Raw genomic sequence first — 18,264 nt, forward strand, 5'->3', positions numbered from 1 at the left:
CGTGCTCAAGACCATCAAGCTGTCGGCGGCCGCACTGGTCTGCGTGCTGGCCCTGGCATCGTGCACCTCGGGCGGCTCCGAAGCGAAGGCTGTGAACCCGTGTGGGATCAGCGCTTCCTCGGAGGAAGACGCGCTCATCCGGGAGATCCTCGCTACCGAGGACTTCGAGACGAAGGCGTTCAAGTCCACGAGCGAGCTGGTGGACAAGGTGAAACGGGCATTGCCGGGCATGCGGCCGGGCAAGCATTCGTACTTCAACGCCGCATGCCGCTACGGGGTGGAAGACGAGCATCGCGCCGTCAGTGCGACCTTCTCCTTCGGCTGGTCCCCTCGGGTACCTCCCGGGCTCCCTTCCAATGGCGTGTCCTACGAACTGAACGGCGCAAGCGGTGTCACCAACGAGTCCAACTCCACGCTGCTCGTCCAGTGCGATCTGCCTGGTGAGCTCGGAGCGCAGTCGCGGAACGTGTGGTTCTCGGCGGACGCCTATTTCTCATTCCTGCCGGCCACCGGGGCGGCTGTGGTGGACCAGGCGGGTAAGGACCGGCGGATGACCCTCACCTACCTCATGACCCGCCGCGTCACCGAAGCCCTCGGCTGCGAGAACAAGCCCCTGGAGAAGCCCCCCGTGGTGAAGCCCCTGCCCAGCCCGTGAGCCGAGGGGGCGGCCCCGCCCCCGCCCGTGGCCCCCGGACCCGCACCCGCACCCGGGGCCGTGCCGCCCGGCCGGCCCCGCCGACTGCCACTATCGGCCGCTCCCCGCGTGCGCCGGAGGCGCCCTGCGTACACGTTCGAATTGTTGCGGCGGGATGAAATCCGCCGGTCGGGGCGTTGGCGCTTCCGGCAGGACAGGACGAACGGGGAGGCACCACGTGGCGGCGGCAGAGACGGCGGCAGGGGAAAAACAGGGCTGGGGCAGGAGGCTCGCCGCCTACACCTGGCGGTACAAGGTCAATGTGCTGCTCGCGCTCGGGTCCTCGCTGGCCGGCATGGCCGTCATGGCGCTCGTGCCGCTGGTCACCAAGGTCATCCTCGACGACGTCATCGGGGAGAAGACCAAGCCGATGGGGCCCTGGGCGGGCCTGCTCATAGGCGCCGCCGTCCTCGTCTACGTGCTGACCTACATACGCAGGTACTACGGCGGGCGGCTCGCCCTCGACGTCCAGCACGACCTGCGCACCGACATGTACGACTCCATCACCCGCCTCGACGGGCGGCGGCAGGACGAGCTGTCCACCGGGCAGGTCGTCGGGCGGGCGACCAGTGACCTGCAGCTGATCCAGGGGCTGCTGTTCATGCTGCCCATGACCATCGGGAACTTCCTGCTCTTCGGGATATCCCTCGGGATCATGCTGGCGCTGTCCCCGCTGCTGACCCTCGTCGCCCTGCTGATGGCCCCCGCCCTCTGGTTCATCGCCAAGCGCAGCCGCAGGAAGCTCTTCCCCGCCACCTGGTACGCCCAGGGCCAGGCCGCCGCCGTCGCGACCGTCGTCGACGGCGCCGTGACCGGCGTCCGCGTCGTCAAGGGCTTCGGGCAGGAGGAGCAGGAGACCGCCAAGCTGCGCACCGCCGGCCGCGGGCTCTTCGCCGGCCGGATGCGGACCATCCGGCTCAACTCGCGCTACACCCCCGCCCTCCAGGCCGTGCCCGCCCTCGGGCAGGTCGCCATGCTCGCCCTCGGCGGCTGGATGGCCACCAAGGGGCAGGTGACGCTGGGTACGTTCGTCGCCTTCTCCACCTACCTCGCCCAGCTCGTCGGCCCCGTCCGCATGCTCGCCATGGTCCTCACGGTCGGCCAGCAGGCCCGCGCCGGCGTCGAACGCGTCTTCGAGCTCATCGACACCGAGCCGGTCATCCAGGAGGGCGCGCACGAGCTGCCCGCCGACGTGCCCGCCACCGTCGACTTCGACGGCGTCCGCTTCGGATACGACCCCGAGCGGCCCGTCCTCGACGGGTTCTCGCTCTCCCTCGCGGAGGGGGAGACCGTCGCCGTCGTCGGCTCCTCCGGCAGCGGCAAGTCCACCCTCTCGCTGCTCCTGCCCCGCTTCTACGACGTCGACCACGGCGCCGTCCGCGTCGGCGGCCACGACGTCCGCGAGCTGACCTACGCCTCCCTGCGCGACGCCATCGGGCTGGTGCCCGAGGACTCCTTCCTCTTCTCCGACACCATCCGCGCCAACCTCGCCTACGGGCACCCGGGCGCCACCGACGAGCAGATACGCGCCGCCGCCCGGGCCGCGCAGGCGGAAGGCTTCATCGAGGCCCTGCCCGCCGGGTACGACACCAAGGTCGGCGAGCAGGGGCTCACCCTCTCCGGCGGCCAGCGCCAGCGCATCGCCCTCGCCCGCGCCATCCTCACCGACCCGCGCCTGCTCCTCCTCGACGACGCCACCTCCGCCGTCGACGCCCGCGTCGAGCACGAGATCCACGAGGCGCTGCGGGCCGTCATGGCCGGCCGCACCACCCTCCTCATCGCCCACCGCCGCTCCACCCTCGCGCTCGCCGACCGGATCGCCGTACTCGAACACGGCCGGCTCGCCGACATCGGCACGCACGAGGAGCTGGAGCGCAGGTCCCCCCTGTACCGGCGGCTGCTCACCGACCCGGACGCCCTCGGGGCCGCCTCGCCGCGCACCCCCGACGCCGCGGCCGCGATGGCCGAGTTCGAGCGCGACATCGAGCGGGACATCGAGCTCGAAGCCGAGATCGACTCCGAGCCGGTCAACGCCAAGCGCCGGGTCGCGGGCGGGATCACCCCCGAGCTCTGGCAGCGCCAGGAGGAGCAGGAGGAGTCCGACAGCGCCGCCGCCGCCGGTATGCCGGGGGCCACCCCCGAACTCCTCGCGCAGGTGGCCGCGCTGCCGCCCGCCGACGACGCCCCCGACGTGGACGAGACCCGGGCCGCGGCCGCCGAGGAGAGCTACGGCCTGCGCCGCCTGCTCCGCGGGTTCTGGGCGCCGCTCGCCATCAGCCTCGGCCTCGTCGCCGTCGACGCGGGCTCCGGGCTGCTGCTGCCCATCCTGATCCGGCACGGCATCGACCAGGGCGTGGAGCAGGCCGCGCTCGGCGCCGTCTGGGTGGCCGCGGGGCTCGCCCTCGCCGTGGTCGTCGCGCAGTGGGCCGCGCAGTTCGCGGAGACCCGGATGACGGGCCGCACCGGCGAGCGCGTGCTGTACGCGCTGCGCGTCAAGATCTTCGCCCAGCTCCAGCGCCTCGGTCTCGACTTCTACGAGCGCGAGCTGACCGGCAAGATCATGACCCGGATGACCACCGACGTGGACGCCCTGTCCAGCTTCCTGCAGACCGGGCTCGTCACCGCCGTCGTCTCCGTCTTCACCTTCTTCGGCATCCTGGTCGCCCTGCTCGTCCTCGACGTCGAGCTCGCGCTGATCGTCTTCGCCACCCTGCCCCTGCTGGTGGTCGGCACGATCGTCTTCCGCCGCAAGTCGGTCGCCGCGTACGAGCTCGCCCGCGACCGGGTCAGCCTGGTCAACGCCGACCTCCAGGAGTCCGTCGCCGGGCTCCGCATCGTCCAGGCCTTCCGCCGCGAGCGGTCCGGAGCCGTCCGCTTCGCGGAGCGCAGCGACTCGTACCGGGCCGCCCGGGTCCGCGGCCAGTGGCTGATATCCGTCTACTTCCCCTTCGTCCAGCTGCTGTCCTCGGGCGCCGCCGCCGCCGTGCTGATCGTCGGCGCGGGCCGGGTGGAGGCCGGGACGCTCACCACCGGCGCGCTGGTCGCCTACCTGCTCTACATCGACCTGTTCTTCGCCCCCGTCCAGCAGCTCTCCCAGGTGTTCGACGGCTACCAGCAGGCCACCGTCTCCCTCGGCCGCATCCAGGGGCTGCTGCGCGAGCCGACCACCACCCCGCGTGCGGCCGATCCCGTCGAGGTGCGGGAGCTGCGCGGGGAGATCGCCTTCGAGGACGTCCGCTTCCAGTACGGGACCGCCGAGGAGCGGGGCGAGAAGAGTGAGGCGCTGGCCGGAATAAGCCTGCGGATACCCGCCGGCCAGACCGTCGCCTTCGTCGGCGAGACCGGAGCCGGGAAGTCCACGCTGGTCAAGATGGTCGCCCGGTTCTACGACCCGACCTCCGGCCGGATCACCGCCGACGGCGCCGATCTGCGGGAGCTGGACCTGACGGCGTACCGCCACCGCCTGGGCGTCGTCCCGCAGGAGCCCTACCTCTTCCCGGGGACCGTCCGCGACGCCATCGCCTACGGGCGGCCCGGGGCGGGCGACGCCGAGGTGGAGGCCGCCGCCCGCGCGGTCGGCGCCCACGACATGATCGCCACCCTCGACGGCGGCTACCTGCACGCCGTCGCCGAGCGCGGCCGCAACCTCTCCGCCGGCCAGCGCCAGCTGATCGCGCTGGCCCGCGCCGAGCTCGTCGACCCGGACGTGCTGCTGCTCGACGAGGCCACCGCCGCCCTCGACCTGGCCACCGAGGCCCAGGTCAACCAGGCCACCGACCGGCTCGCCGGCAAGCGCACCACCCTCGTGGTCGCCCACCGGCTGACCACCGCGGCCCGCGCCGACCGGGTCGTGGTCATGGACCGCGGCCGGGTCGTGGAGGACGGCACGCACGCCGAACTCCTGGCGCGCGGCGGCCGCTACGCCGAGCTGTGGCGCACCTTCGTCGGGGAGGACGAGCCCGCCGCCGCGGCGTGAGCCCTGCGGGGCCGGCGGCCGGCACCCCGGCCCGCCCGGCCCCTCCCGGCCCCGGTCAGCGGCTCAGAGCTCGCCGAAGAGCAGGTTGCCCGGGGCGTCCGCGTCGGTGCCCGTGTAGTACCCGCGGAGGGCGGCGAGGAGCTCGTCCACGGTCAGCGTGCCGTCCCCGTTCGCGTCGAACCGCCGGAACAGCGCCTCGGCGTCGGCGGGGCTCACCTCCGTGTCGAAGGCCTCCTGCGCCCGGTGGAACTCCTCCGGGCTGATGCGGCCGTCGCCGTCGGTGTCGACGATCGTCAGGAGCGCCTTCATCATCGGCCGGAAGGAGCGGTCGTAGGCGTCCCCGCCCCGTGCGTACAGCCGCGTCATGCCCAGCTTGTACTCCTCCGGCGTGACCTTGCCGTCCCGGTTGCCGTCCAGCTCGGTGAACAGGTCCTGCCAGAAGTCGGTGAGCCCGTTCATCACCGCCTCCGCCTTGGGGGAGTCGTCGGGCTCGTTCAGGGCCGTCAGCAGCCGGGACCCCAGCGCGATGATGTCGGTGGCGTCGATGACGCCGCTCCCGTCCGCGTCGAGGCGGTTGAAGGAGCGCTCCAGCTTGCGGTCGAGCAGGTCGGTGTCCATGGCAGTGCCTTTCGCGGCTACGGCAAGTGGTGATCGAGTCACCCAGCGTAGGGTCCGGCGCGGCCCCGAACCCACGCTCTTCCGCCGGGAGCGGTGGATGCACTCGTACGAGGGTCCGGCGGGACGGGCCCTTGCCGACTCCCTTGTCCACCGCAACCTTCCGGGAGGCCCGGGCGTCGTACGTGCGTGCACACGTTGTACGTACGACCGATCGGGGGACAGGGTGCTGGAGGGGTGGAGGAGGTGCGGCCGACGGGCCGCGCCCCTGGGGGTGTTCGCGGCGGCGCTGTGGCTCTGCGTCGGCGGACTGTTCGCGGCGCCGCCCGCGCATGCGGCCCAGGGGACGCAGACCGCACGGACCGGGACCGCGCAGGGGGCGCAGTCGGCCGGCGCCGGCTGCGGGGGCCGGCTGGCCCGGACGCTGCCGTTCGACACGGGTGAGGTGCGCGTGTACAAGAGCCGCACCCAGGCCTGCGCGATGACCGTGGCCCGCGTTCCCGGGGAGCGGCGTCCGATGGCGGTGAGCATTCAGCCGCGCGGCGGAGTTCCGGTCCGCGATATCGGGCGATTCACCCGCTATGCCGGTCCTGTCACCGTGGGCGCGATCAACCGCTGCGTGTATGTAAAGGGGAGCGTGGGGGCCGGATCTGCCGATTCCGGCTGGATCCTGTGTTGATGGAGCGACCCAACTAGGTCTGTTCAGCAGCGTGTTGACCCCGCTAGGTTCACGGCGACCGAAGTGAACTCAAGGGGAGTGTGAATGCGCAAGACGCTCGGATGGCTGCTGTCGCTCGTGGTGCTGATCGGCACCATGGGCGCGGCCGGCTTCACGGCACAAGCGGCCACCGCCGCGCAGCCGGCGGCCGCCACGGACATCAAGGACCAGATCCTCGGCATCCCGGGGATGAGCCTGATAGAGGAGAAGCCGTACCCCGGCTACCGCTTCTTCGTACTGAACTACGAGCAGCCGGTCGACCACCGGCAGCCGTGGAAGGGCACCTTCAAGCAGCGCCTGACCCTTCTACACAAGGACGTCTCCCGGCCCACGGTGTTCTTCACCTCCGGCTACAACGTCAACACCAGCCCGCGCCGCAGTGAGCCGACGACCATCGTCGACGGCAACCAGGTGTCGCTGGAGTATCGATTCTTCACGCCGTCCCGCCCCGACCCCGCCAACTGGGCGAACCTGGACATCTGGCAGGCCGCCAGCGACCAGCACCGCATCTTCGGCGCCCTGAAGAAGATCTACTCGAAGAACTGGCTGGCCACGGGCGGCAGCAAGGGCGGCATGACGGCGACGTACTACGAGCGCTTCTACCCGCGCGACATGGACGGCGTCGTCGCGTACGTCGCCCCCAACGACGTCGTCAACAAGGAGGACTCGGCCTACGACCGGTTCTTCGCCAAGGTCGGCACCAAGGAGTGCCGTGACAAGCTGAACGCGGTCCAGCGCGAGGCCCTCGTACGGCGTGAGCCGCTGGAGGCCAAGTACGCGGTCGCGGCCGCCGAGAACGGCTGGACCTTCACCACCGTCGGCGACCTCGACAAGGCCTACGAGGCCGTCGTGCTCGACTACGTGTGGGCCTTCTGGCAGTACAGCCTGCTCGCGGACTGCGCCGCCATCCCGACCGCCGCCACCGCCACCGACCAGGAGATCTGGGACACGGTCGACGCGATCTCCGGCTTCTCCGCCTACGCCGACCAGGGCCTGGAGACGTACACGCCGTACTACTACCAGGCCGGGACCCAGCTCGGCTCCCCGGACATCAAGCAGCCGCACCTGGCGGGCCTGAGCCGCTACGGCTACCAGCCGCCGCGCAACTTCGTGCCCCGCGACATCCCCATGACCTTCCAGCCGGGAGCCATGAAGGACGTCGACACCTGGGTGCGCAACAACGCCAACCAGATGCTCTTCGTCTACGGGCAGAACGACCCGTGGGGCGCCGAGCCGTTCCACCTCGGCTACGGGGCGCGCGACAGCTACGTGATGACCGCCCCGGGCGCCAACCACGGGGCCAACGTGGCCAAGCTCCTGGACGGCGAGAAGGCCCTCGCGACCGCGAAGATCCTCCAGTGGGCCGGGGTGGCCCCGGCCGCCGCGCTCGCGGACGCGGGCCGGGCGGCGCCGCTGGCGGCGCCCGACGCGCAGCTCGACCAGCGCGACCTGGAGCGCGAGCCGCAGCTGCGGCCGTAGCGCGCGACCTCCGGCTGGGCCGCGGGCTAGTACGTCAGCCCGTGGCCCAGCGGGTAGCGGCCCGGCACCGGGACCGGTAGGTGACCGGCCGGGCGCACCGCGCCGGTGAGCACCCGGGCCGCCGCCCGCATCTCCACGTCCGTCCAGGAGTACGTCGCCAGCTCCGCCGCGCAGGCCGGCAGGCGGGCCGGGTCGTACGGATTGCGGATGGCGACCACGATCACCGGAACGCCCGTCGCGACGAGCTCCGCCACCAGGGTGCGCTGCGGACTGTCCCCTTCCGGGACGTTGTACGTGCACACCAGCACCGCCGAGTGACCGGCCGCGGCCGCCACCGCCCGGTCGGGCGCCGCCGTCGCGGCCCGGCAGCCCAGCGCGGTCAGCTCCCGGGCCAGCACGGCCGTGGGAGGCCCCGTGGTGCCGCTGGGGGAGACCGGGTCGGTGCCGGTGACCAGCAGCCGGGGCCCGGCCGAGGCGTCGAGCGGCAGCAGCCCGGCGGGATTGGCCAGCAGGGTCGTCGTGGCGGCCGCGATGTCGTCGGCGGCCTCCAGATGCTGCGGGATGCCGACGGACGCGTCCACCTCCGCGGCCGTCGGAGCGGCCTCGTCGAACAGGCCCCGGCGCGCCTTCAGTTCCAGGATCCGCAGCACCGACTCCTCGATCCGCTCCTCCGTCAGCTCGCCCGCCTCGACGGCCGCCAGCACGCTGCGGTGCGCGAGCCCCAGGTCCGGCGGGTTCAGCAGCTGGTCGCAGCCCGCCAGCAGCGCCAGCACCGGGACCCGGTCGTCGCCGTACTTCTGCCGGACCCCGGCCATGTCGAGGGCATCGGTCACCACCACCCCCCGGAAGCCCAGGCGTTGGCGCAGGATCCCGGTGACGATGGGCTGCGAGAGGGTCGCCGGGTCCCCCGAGGGGTCGAGCGCCGGGAAGACGATGTGCGCGGTCATGACGGCGTCCACCCCCGCCTCCACCGCGGCCCGGAAGGGCGGTTCGTCCAGCTCCTCCCACACGGCCCGGGTGTGCCGCATCACCGGCAGCCCGACGTGGCTGTCGGTCTCGGTGTCCCCGTGGCCCGGGAAGTGCTTGGCGGTCGCGGCCACCCCGGCGCTCTGGTAGCCGCGGACCTGGGCGGCGACCAGGGCCGCCACCGCCTGCGGGTCGGAGCCGAAGGACCGTACGCCGATGACCGGATTGGCCGGGTTGACGTTGACGTCGGCGACCGGCGCGTAGTCCTGCCGGATGCCCAGGGCGGCCAGCTCCTGCCCCGCGATGCGCCCGGCCCTGCGGGCTTCGGCGGTGGAGCCGCAGGCCCCGAGCGCCATCGCCCCCGGGAGCAGGGTCGCCGGCTTGCCGATGCGGGCGATGATGCCGTGCTCCTGGTCGGTGGAGAGCAGCAGCGGGATCCCGGCGCCGGTGGCCAGGGCGGCCTGCTGGAGGCCGCCCGAGAGCTCGGCGATCTGGTGCGGGGTGCGGGTGTTGTGGGCCCAGGCGAAGTAGATGATCCCGCCGAGGTGGTAGCGGGAGACCAGCTCGGCTGCGGTGCGCACCCCGAACAGCGACTGGTTCTTCTCGGCGTCGGCCGGGTCGGGGTCGGTCGCCGAATGCCCGTACGCCCGGGACACGAAGAGCTGGCCGACCTTCTCGGCGAGGCTCATCCGGTCCACCAAGCGGCGCAGCCGCGCCCGGTCGGGGTGGCGGCCGGGCGCGAGGTCCCCGGGGCGCTGGTCGTCGGGGGCGCTGCGGATCCCCACGGCGGCGGAGGCGGCTCCGGCGGCCGCGACGGCGGCTGCGGCGGCCGCGGCGAGCAGGGTCCGGCGGGAGGCGTGGTTCGGCACGCGCCGGACCCTACTCCGGGCCCGGCCCGGACGGCTCCGGACACTCGGGAGGTCCCCCGGATGACACCCTTCGACCGGGCGCGGGGCCGTTTCGCGCGGGGCCGTTTCGCGCGGGGCCGTTTCGCGCGGGGCCGCGTCGCGCGGGGTCGCGCCGCGCGGGATGGCCGTTCAGAGCGGCACGCCGGCGCCGTCGGCCGCGAACGGGGCGCCGTGCCCCGGCACGATCACGTCGGCGGCGGCCAGCACCCGCTGCCGGGAGGCGCGCAGCAGCTCGCGGTCCGGGGCCACCGGGTCGTCCGCAGGCCCCTCCGCGTGCCACCACAGGTCGCCGGCGAAGGCCACGACGCCCGAATCCGTGCCGGCGAGCAGCGTGATGTCCTCCGCGCTGTGCCCCGGAGTGCGGATCAGCCGCAGCGAGGGGGTGAGCTCGTAGCCCTCCGCGTCCCGGTTCGTCCACTGGTCGCCCCGGTACTCCACCTTGTGGTCGTGGATCCGGGCGCGGCCGAACAGGCCCACGTTGATGGTGTTGTCGGGGTGGTGGTGACTGAGCACCACGTCGGTGATGTCGTCGGGGCCGAGCCCCAACTCCGCGAGCGGGCCGAGGATGTGGTCGCGGTCGGCCACCATCCCCGGGTCGAAGATCACGTGCCGGTCGGCGTCGGAGACGTAGCTGACGGTGGCGGCGACTCCGGGGCCGGTCGAGCCGACGTAGCCGGTGGTCAGGACGGTGTACACGGCGCTGCGGCCGAGCGGGGTCTCTGTCATGACGATCATCCTTCCGTCCGGACCGGCCGCCCACGAGTGGCCGCACTGCCACTGATCGCAGGAAACGTGCCACGCGTGGCACACTGCCCGCATGCCTCCCTTCGCGAGCGTCGCCGCCTACGCCCCTTCCGGCGTCGGGATGTTGGCGGTGGGCGTCGTCGCCGAGGTGTTCGGCGCCCGCGGCGAGGGGCTGCCCCGCTTCGACTTCGCCCTGTGCGCCGACCGGCCCGGACAGGTCGCCACCGACCTCGGCGTGCCGCTCGCCGTCGCGCACGGACTGGAGCGCCTGGCCGCCGCCGATCTCGTACTGGCCCTGCCCGGCGCGGACTTCCGTACGCCCCCGCCACCCGCCGTCCTCGATGCCCTGCGCGCCGCGTACGAGCGGGGCGCGCTGGTCGGGGCGCACTGCGTCGGCGCCTTCACGCTCGCCGCCGCCGGGCTCCTCGACGGCCGCCGGGCCACCACCCACTGGCGGTTCGCCGGCCTGCTGGCCGGCCGCCACCCGGAGGTCACCGTCGACCCCGACGCCCTGTACGTCGACGAGGGCCGGATCATCACGGGGGCCGGGGCCGCGGCGGGCTTCGACCTCTGCCTGCACCTGCTGCGCCGCGAGCACGGTGCCGCGACGGCCAACGCCATCGCCCGCGACCTGGTGCTGCCCTCGCACCGGGACGGCGGACAGGCCCAGTACCTGGCCGCGCCCGTCCCCGAGGACTGCCGGGACGAGCGGCTGGCCGAGGTCCTCGCCTGGGCCCGCGAGCACCTCCACGAGCCGCTCCCCGTCGCGGAACTGGCCCGGCGCGCCCTGATGAGCAGGCGCTCCTTCGCCCGCCGGTTCTCCGCCGCGACCGGCACCACACCCCACACCTGGCTCCTCAACCTGCGCCTCAGCCGTGCCGAGGAGCTCCTGGAGACCACGAACATGCCGGTCGAGGAGGTCGCCCGGCAGGTCGGCTACGGCAGCGCCGCCGTCCTGCGCGAGCAGTTCGTACGCCGCCGGGGGGTGCCTCCCCGCGCCTACCGCCGCTCCTTCACGCGGACGCCCGCCGCCGGCGCGGTCAGCGGATCCAGTGCTCCTGAAGGGTCCGCACGGCCTCGGTGATCGCGGGCCGGCGCGCGGCCCCGGTCCGCCACAGGGCGTACAGCCGGCGTACGGGCCCGGGCTCCAGCGGCACGGCCACCGCGCCGGGCGGCAGCCCGCCCGTGCCCAGCCGGGGGACCACCGCCACCCCGAGCCCGGCCGCGACCAGGGCGACGATGGTGTGGTTCTCCTCCGCCACGTGCGCGATGTCGGGCTCGTAGCCGGCCGTGCGCAGGGTGCGGACCAGCCAGTCGTGGCAGACCCGGCCGGGCGGCTGGCACACCCACCGCTCACCGCCGAGGTCGGCGCGGCGGATGACCTGCCGCCTGGTGAACGGGTGCCCCTCGGGCACGACCAGGTCGCACAGGTCGTCCCCGATCACCGCCTGCTCGATGCCCTCGGGGGCGGGCAGCGGCGCGATGTCCCAGTCGTGGGCCACCGCCAGGTCGGTGACGCCCCGGGCCACCAGGTCCACCGACAGGTGCGGGTCCACCTCGGTGAGGCGTACGTCCAGCGCCGGATGGCGGCGGGCCAGATCGGCCAGCACCCCCGGCAGCAGCCCGCGCGCCGCCGAGGCGAAGGCCGCCACCGTCAGCAGCCCGCTCGGCTGCCCGCGGCGCTCCTCCAGGGTGGTCTCGGCGCGCTCCACGATCGCCAGCAACTCCTGGGCCGTATCGGCCAGGTGGCGGGCCTCCTCGGTCAGGGCGACCCCTCGCCCGCGCCGTTCCAGCAGGGTGGTGCGGGTTTCCCGCTCCAGTTTGGAGATCTGCTGCGAGACGGCGGAGGGGGTGTAGCCGAGGGCGGCCGCGGCACCCGCGACCGAGCCGTGGACGGAGACGGCGTGCAGGGCGCGCAGCCGGGCGAGATCGAGCATGCCCCCATCGTGGCACCGGGGCCATGCGTAAGCAATGCTTCATCCATCCCGGAAGAGATGCGCGCTGGTGCTACTGGGTCGGGGGGGCGATGCTCGGAACATGCGTCCCGTACACACCGCTCTCGCCGTGCTCGTCGCAGCCGTCTGGGGCGTCAACTTCGTCGTCATCGAGATCGGGCTCGACCACTTCCCGCCGCTGCTCCTGTCCGCCCTGCGCTTCCTCGTCGCCGCCCTGCCCGCCGTGTTCTTCGTCGGGCGCCCCAAGGTCGCCTGGAAGTGGATCCTCGGGGTCGGGGCGGCCCTCGGCATCGCCAAGTTCGGCCTGCTCTTCACGGGGATGGCCGCCGGGATGCCGGCCGGGCTGTCCTCCCTCGTGCTCCAGATCCAGGCCGTCTTCACGGCCGTGCTCGCCGCCGTCGTCCTGCGCGAACGGCCCGGCCGGGTACGGGTGCTGGGCATGGGCGTGGCGCTCGCCGGGATCGGGGTCGCCGCCGTGGACCGGGGGATCTCCGGGCCGGTGACCGGATTCGTGCTGGTCGTCGCGGCCGCCGCCTGCTGGGGCGTCTCCAACGTCCTGACCCGCAAGGCCTCCCCGCCCGACGCGCTGAACTTCATGGTCTGGGTGTGCACGGTGCCCGTGCTGCCGCTGTTCGCGCTGTCGCTGCTGCTGGAGGGGCCCGAGCGGGACCTGGCCGCGCTGCGGGCCCTGGACTGGTCCGGGGCGGCCGTCATCGGCTACGTCGCCTGGATCTCCACCGTCTTCGGCTTCGGCGCCTGGGGCTACCTGCTGCGCCGCTACCCGGCCTCCTCGGTGGCGCCGTTCTCGCTGCTGGTCCCGGTCTTCGGGATGTCCTCGGCGGCCCTGGTGCTGGGGGAGTCCGTCTCGGGCCTGCGCTGGCTGGCGGCGGTGCTCCTGGTCGGCGGGGTCGCGCTCACCTCGCTGGCCCCCGCGCGCGCCGCGAACCGTACGGGGGTCGGTTCGGGCGTCAGTGCGGGGAGTGCTCCTGCAACGGCAGCCGCCAGTCCTGCCCGGTGAGGGCGACCCCGTACGAGCGGTGCGGGCGCTCGGCGACCAGGGTGAAGCCGGCCCGCAGGTAGAGGGAACGGGCCGAGGTCAGCACGTCGTTGGTCCACAGCACCAGCTCGCGGTAGCCCACCGAGCGGGCGAAGGCGACGACGGCGTCGACGAGCCGGGTGCCGATGCCGTGGCCGCGGCCCTCCGGGTCCACCAGGAGCAGCCTCAGCCGCGCGGTGCCGGGCGCGCCGTCCTCCCGTACGCACATCACCGAGCCGACCGGGCGGCCGTCCAGCTCGGCGATCCAGACCCGCTCCAGATACGGGTCGTGGTCCTCGGCGAAGTCCGCGACGATCCGGGCCACCAGGCCTTCGAACTCCGTGTTCCAGCCGTATTCGGCGGCGTAGAGCGCGCCGTGCCGCTGCACGATCCAGCCCAGCTCGCCGGGCCGGGGATCCCGCAGGCGCACCGGGCCGGCGGGGGTGTCCTTGGACGTGTCCATGGCGCCCGAGGATAGCGCGGGGGGCGGCGCCGGGGGATGGCTCGTACGCCCCGGCCCGCCCTTCACCCGTACGTGTCGCTTCCCGCCGCTTCTCGCTGCTTCCGGCCGCTGCTTCTTGCCGCTACTTCTTGCCGCTGCCGAGGATCTGGCCCAGCAGGTCGCCGAGGCCGCCGCCCTCCGCGGCCGCACCCGGGGCCGCACCCGGGGCCGCGCCCGCCGTCGGGGCGCCCGCGCCCGCGGCCTTGCCGGCGGCCGCGCGCTTCGCGAAGACGGCCAGCAGGACCGGGATCAGCAGCTCGATGACCCGGGCGATGGTGGGGGCGGGGATGCCGGTCTTCTTCGAGACGGCGTTGGCCACGGGCTTGCTCACCTTGGCGAGCACCCCGGCCATCATCCCGCCGCTCAACAGGCCGCCCAGGCCGCCGCCGAGCGTCGCCACGCCCTGGAGCGGCGGCTCCGCCACCTCCGCGAAGGCCTGGCGGACCTCCACGCCGTCGTCGTCATCGGCGCCGGCCTTCTCCTGGAGGCCGCCGGTCATGGCGCCGACCGTCTGCGCGACGGTGTCGCGGGCGCCGTTCGCGTCGGTGCCGAGCAGTCCCGCGATCTCGGTCAGCTTCTCGTCGCCGAGCTCAGTGAGGACGTCGTCCTGGAATGAAGATTCGCTCATGCCTGAAACGCTACTTCTGTGGTGATTTAGCGGCACCTCGGACGAGCGTTGGGTAATGGAAAAGTAAAGCTGTGGATCCGGGTGCAACCCTCCACGGGGATTGCGGGTCGTATGGTGCGTCGGTACTTCCGGGAGGGGATCTGGGGGGATCGGGAAGTCCGACACGGGAGGGGTAACCGTGAGGGGGTCCGGCCGCGAGGCCGGACCCCCTTCTGGTCTCCCGCCCCGGTTGTCCACAGGGCTGACGCGCTGTCGGAGCCGGGCGGTAGTTTCGGGGCATGGCAACCAACGGGGCTGTGCAACTGGCGGTGGTCGAGGGGGTGCTCGAGCGCATCACCTACGCCAACGAGGACAGCGGGTACACCGTCGCCCGCGTCGACACCGGCCGCGGCGGGGGAGACCTGCTGACGGTCGTCGGCGCCCTGCTCGGCGCCCAGCCCGGCGAATCGCTGCGCATGGAGGGCCGCTGGGGCTCCCACCCGCAGTACGGCAGGCAGTTCACCGTGGAGAACTACCGCACCGTCCTGCCCGCCACCATCCAGGGCATACGCCGCTACCTCGGCTCCGGCCTGATCAAGGGCATCGGCCCGAAGATCGCCGACCGGATCGTGGAGCACTTCGGGACCGACACCCTGGATGTGATCGAGGAGCAGCCGAAGCGGCTGATCGAGGTGCCCGGGCTCGGCCCCAAGCGCACGAAGCTGATCGGCGCCGCCTGGGAGGAGCAGAAGGCCATCAAGGAGGTCATGGTCTTCCTCCAGGGCGTCGGCGTCTCCACCTCCATCGCGGTGCGCATCTACAAGAAGTACGGCGACGCCTCCATCTCGGTGGTGAAGAACCAGCCCTACCGGCTCGCCGCCGACGTCTGGGGCATCGGCTTCCTCACCGCCGACCGCATCGCCCAGGCCGTCGGCATCCCGCACGACAGCCCCGAGCGGGTCAAGGCCGGGCTCCAGTACGCCCTGTCCCAGTCCACCGACCAGGGCCACTGCTTCCTTCCCGAGGAGAAGCTCATCGCCGACGGGGTCAAGCTGCTCCAGGTGGACACCGGGCTGGTCATCGAGTGCCTGGCCGAGCTCGCCGCCGACCCGGAGGGCGTCGTACGGGAGTCCGTGCCGGATCCGCAGGGCGGACCCGACCCGCTGACGGCCGTGTACCTGGTGCCCTTCCACCGGGCCGAGCTGTCGCTGGTGGGACAGGTGCGGCGGCTGCTGCGCGCCGAGGAGGACCGGATGCCGGGCTTCCAGGACGTGGACTGGGACAAGGCCCTGGGCTGGCTCGCCGGGCGGACCGGGGCCACCCTCGCCCCCGAGCAGCGGGACGCGGTCAGGCTCGCGCTGACCCGCAAGGTCGCCGTCATGACCGGCGGGCCCGGCTGCGGCAAGTCCTTCACCGTGCGCTCGATCGTCGAGCTGGCCCGGGCCAAGAAGGCCAAGGTGGTGCTGGCCGCGCCCACCGGCCGGGCGGCGAAGCGGCTCGCCGAGCTCACCGGGGCCGAGGCCTCCACGGTGCACCGGCTGCTCGAACTCAAGCCGGGCGGGGACGCGGCGTACGACAGGGAACGGCCCCTGGACGCCGACCTGGTCGTGGTCGACGAGGCCTCGATGCTGGACCTGCTGCTGGCGAACAAGCTGGTCAAGGCCGTGGCGCCGGGTGCCCACCTGCTGCTGGTCGGGGATGTGGACCAGCTGCCGTCGGTCGGCGCCGGGGAGGTGCTGCGGGACCTGCTGGCCGAGGGCGGCCCGGTGCCCGCGGTCCGGCTGACCCGGATCTTCCGGCAGGCCCAGCAGTCGGGCGTGGTCACCAACGCCCACCGGATCAACACCGGGGTGCCGCCGATCACGGACGGGCTGCCGGACTTCTTCCTCTTCCCGGAGGAGGACACCGAGGCGGCCGGAGTGCTCGCCGTGGACGTGGCGGCCCGAAGGATTCCGGCCAGATTCGGGCTGGACCCGCGCCGGGACGTCCAGGTGCTCGCGCCCATGCACCGCGGCCCGGCCGGCGCCGGAAACCTCAACGGCCTGCTCCAGCAGGCGATGACGCCCGCCCGGCCCGACCTGCCCGAGAAGCGGTTCGGCGGCCGGGTCTTCCGGGTGGGCGACAAGGTCACCCAGATCCGGAACAACTACGAGAAGGGGGCCAATGGCGTGTTCAACGGCACGGTCGGCGTGGTCACCGGCCTCGACCTCGACGAACAGCGCCTGACGGTCCGGACGGAGGAGGACGAGGAGATCGGCTACGAGTTCTCCGAGCTCGACGAGCTGTCGCACGCGTACGCCGTCACCATCCATCGCTCCCAGGGGAGTGAATATCCGGCGGTCGTGATCCCGGTCACCACCGGGGCTTGGATGATGCTCCAGCGAAATCTCCTCTACACGGCGGTGACGAGGGCGAAGAAACTGGTCGTCCTGGTCGGGTCCCGCAAGGCCCTGGGCCAGGCGGTGCGTACCGTTTCCGCAGGCAGGAGGTACACGGCGGTGGCACCCAGGCTGTCCGGCCGGATACCGGTGGGAAACATCACCTAAATGATCGATCATTTGGGGTTCCACCACCGGTGCGGAGGGGGCAGGATGAGCAGCTTGGCGGCACTGAGTGCCGTCAAAAGCACCAAAGGCCGACCCCGAGTGCACTCTCCTGCGCCAAATGGGGGAAGGTAGAGGCAGTCAGGGCACCTCGAAGAAGAGGCACTACGTCGGTGAGGGATGACGTGAGCGACAACTCTGTAGTACTCCGGTACGCGGACGGTGAATACACCTACCCGGTGGTCGAGAGCACCGTCGGTGACCAGGGCTTCGACATCTCGAAGCTGCGGGCCCAGACCGGGCTCGTCACCTTGGACAGCGGCTACGGCAACACCGCGGCCTACAAGTCCGCGATTACCTACCTCGACGGCGAGCAGGGCATCCTGCGCTACCGCGGTTACCCGATCGAGCAGCTGGCGGAGCGCTCGACCTTCATCGAGGTCGCGTACCTGCTGATCAACGGTGAGCTGCCGACCGTCGACCAGCTCGCGTCGTTCCGCAACGAAATCACCCAGCACACGCTGCTGCACGAGGACGTCAAGCGCTTCTACGACGGCTTCCCGCGTGACGCGCACCCGATGGCGATGCTGTCCTCCGTGGTCAGCGCGCTGTCGACGTTCTACCAGGACAGCCACAACCCGTTCGACGAGACGCAGCGCAACCTCTCGACGATCCGGCTGCTGGCCAAGCTCCCGACGATCGCGGCGTACGCGTACAAGAAGTCGGTCGGCCACCCGGTGGTCTACCCGCGCAACGACCTCGGCTACGTCGAGAACTTCCTGCGCATGACCTTCTCCGTGCCGGCCCAGGAGTACGACCTGGACCCGGTCGTGGTCGCGGCGCTCGACAAGCTGCTCATCCTGCACGCGGACCACGAGCAGAACTGCTCGACCTCCACCGTGCGTCTGGTCGGCTCCTCGCAGGCGAACATGTTCGCCTCGATCTCGGCCGGCATCTCCGCGCTGTGGGGCCCGCTGCACGGCGGCGCCAACCAGTCGGTGCTGGAGATGCTGGAAGGCATCAAGAACGACGGCGGCGACGTCGACGCCTTCATCCGCAAGGTGAAGAACAAGGAAGACGGCGTCCGCCTCATGGGCTTCGGACACCGCGTCTACAAGAGCTTCGACCCCCGGGCGAAGATCATCAAGGCCGCGGCGCACGACGTCCTCTCCTCGCTCGGCAAGAGCGACGAGCTGCTCGACATCGCGCTGAAGCTGGAAGAGCACGCGCTGGCCGACGAGTACTTCGTCTCCCGCAACCTCTACCCGAACGTGGACTTCTACACCGGTCTGATCTACCGGGCCATGGGCTTCCCGACCGAGATGTTCACCGTGCTCTTCGCGCTCGGCCGCCTTCCCGGCTGGATCGCCCAGTGGCACGAGATGATCAAGGAGCCGGGTTCCCGCATCGGCCGCCCGCGTCAGATCTACACCGGCGAGGTCCTGCGCGACTTCGTTCCCGTAGAGGCCCGCTGACCCGAGGTCCGCTGACCCGAGGTACGCCTTCGGCGCCAACACGCCG

13 protein-coding genes and 1 pseudogene are annotated in these 18,264 nt (G+C 72.3%); 8 read left to right on the forward strand and 6 right to left on the reverse strand.

All coding sequences use genetic code 11. The annotated features are described in order from the left end of the window. Window position 1 precedes the first annotated feature (1 nt). Window positions 2-655 carry a hypothetical protein gene (locus ACFWBN_RS12660; protein WP_385174950.1) on the forward strand — a complete coding sequence of 218 codons (654 nt, stop codon included), beginning with the start codon at window positions 2-4 and terminating at the stop codon, window positions 653-655. Between the two features lie 217 nt (window positions 656-872). Continuing rightward, entirely contained in the window at window positions 873-4,670 is a 3,798-nt protein-coding gene (locus ACFWBN_RS12665; RefSeq protein ID WP_385174953.1) for an ABC transporter ATP-binding protein, read from the forward strand. Between the two features lie 63 nt (window positions 4,671-4,733). On the opposite strand, the gene ACFWBN_RS12670 is transcribed toward ACFWBN_RS12665, so the two are convergent. Next, entirely contained in the window at window positions 4,734-5,288 is a 555-nt protein-coding gene (locus ACFWBN_RS12670) for an EF-hand domain-containing protein (RefSeq protein ID WP_385174956.1), read from the reverse strand. A gap of 271 nt (window positions 5,289-5,559) precedes the next feature. On the opposite strand from ACFWBN_RS12670, the gene ACFWBN_RS12675 reads away from it, so the two are divergent. After that, window positions 5,560-5,964 (forward strand): hypothetical protein, encoded by a 405-nt coding sequence (locus ACFWBN_RS12675; RefSeq protein WP_385174959.1) that lies wholly within the window; start codon window positions 5,560-5,562, stop codon window positions 5,962-5,964. Window positions 5,965-6,048: 84 nt separating this feature from the next. Continuing rightward, complete coding sequence (locus ACFWBN_RS12680; protein ID WP_385174961.1) at window positions 6,049-7,482, forward strand: aminopeptidase; 1,434 nt, start codon at window positions 6,049-6,051, stop codon at window positions 7,480-7,482. A 26-nt stretch (window positions 7,483-7,508) separates the two neighbouring features. On the opposite strand, the gene ACFWBN_RS12685 is transcribed toward ACFWBN_RS12680, so the two are convergent. Both ACFWBN_RS12685 and ACFWBN_RS12690 read right to left on the reverse strand, forming a co-directional pair. Further along, window positions 7,509-9,317: a glycoside hydrolase family 3 protein gene (locus ACFWBN_RS12685; RefSeq protein WP_385174964.1), complete on the reverse strand. Its 1,809-nt coding sequence runs from the start codon at window positions 9,315-9,317 to the stop codon at window positions 7,509-7,511. A gap of 168 nt (window positions 9,318-9,485) precedes the next feature. Further along, window positions 9,486-10,082: an MBL fold metallo-hydrolase gene (locus ACFWBN_RS12690; RefSeq protein ID WP_385174967.1), complete on the reverse strand. Its 597-nt coding sequence runs from the start codon at window positions 10,080-10,082 to the stop codon at window positions 9,486-9,488. A 91-nt stretch (window positions 10,083-10,173) separates the two neighbouring features. Here ACFWBN_RS12690 and ACFWBN_RS12695 point away from each other — a divergent pair, with 91 nt between their 5' ends. After that, window positions 10,174-11,184 (forward strand): GlxA family transcriptional regulator, encoded by a 1,011-nt coding sequence (locus ACFWBN_RS12695; protein WP_385174970.1) that lies wholly within the window; start codon window positions 10,174-10,176, stop codon window positions 11,182-11,184. Here the strand turns inward: ACFWBN_RS12695 and ACFWBN_RS12700 are convergent. Next, window positions 11,141-12,037, reverse strand: coding sequence for a LysR substrate-binding domain-containing protein (locus ACFWBN_RS12700; protein ID WP_385174973.1), 897 nt, complete (start codon window positions 12,035-12,037; stop codon window positions 11,141-11,143). The genes ACFWBN_RS12695 and ACFWBN_RS12700 overlap by 44 nt on opposite strands. A gap of 100 nt (window positions 12,038-12,137) precedes the next feature. Between ACFWBN_RS12700 and ACFWBN_RS12705 the strand changes: the two genes are divergently transcribed. Then, window positions 12,138-13,073, forward strand: coding sequence for an EamA family transporter (locus ACFWBN_RS12705; protein WP_385174976.1), 936 nt, complete (start codon window positions 12,138-12,140; stop codon window positions 13,071-13,073). On the opposite strand, the pseudogene ACFWBN_RS12710 reads toward ACFWBN_RS12705, so the two are convergent. Continuing rightward, window positions 13,024-13,521, reverse strand: a pseudogene (locus ACFWBN_RS12710) (GNAT family N-acetyltransferase); the annotation flags it as partial. The gene ACFWBN_RS12705 and the pseudogene ACFWBN_RS12710 overlap by 50 nt on opposite strands. Window positions 13,522-13,675: 154 nt before the next feature. Further along, window positions 13,676-14,221 (reverse strand): DUF937 domain-containing protein, encoded by a 546-nt coding sequence (locus ACFWBN_RS12715; RefSeq protein WP_385174979.1) that lies wholly within the window; start codon window positions 14,219-14,221, stop codon window positions 13,676-13,678. 278 nt (window positions 14,222-14,499) lie between these two features. Here ACFWBN_RS12715 and ACFWBN_RS12720 point away from each other — a divergent pair, with 278 nt between their 5' ends. Together ACFWBN_RS12720 and ACFWBN_RS12725 are read left to right on the forward strand one after the other, a co-directional pair. After that, complete coding sequence (locus tag ACFWBN_RS12720; RefSeq protein WP_385174982.1) at window positions 14,500-16,746, forward strand: ATP-dependent RecD-like DNA helicase; 2,247 nt, start codon at window positions 14,500-14,502, stop codon at window positions 16,744-16,746. Between the two features lie 182 nt (window positions 16,747-16,928). After that, a complete protein-coding gene (locus tag ACFWBN_RS12725; RefSeq protein ID WP_360902915.1) occupies window positions 16,929-18,218 on the forward strand; it encodes a citrate synthase in 1,290 nt (429 codons plus the stop codon). The last annotated feature ends 46 nt before the right edge of the window (window positions 18,219-18,264 follow it).

The sequence above is a fragment of the Streptomyces sp. NPDC059989 genome (assembly GCF_042736975.1).
Taxonomy (GTDB): domain Bacteria; phylum Actinomycetota; class Actinomycetes; order Streptomycetales; family Streptomycetaceae; genus Streptomyces.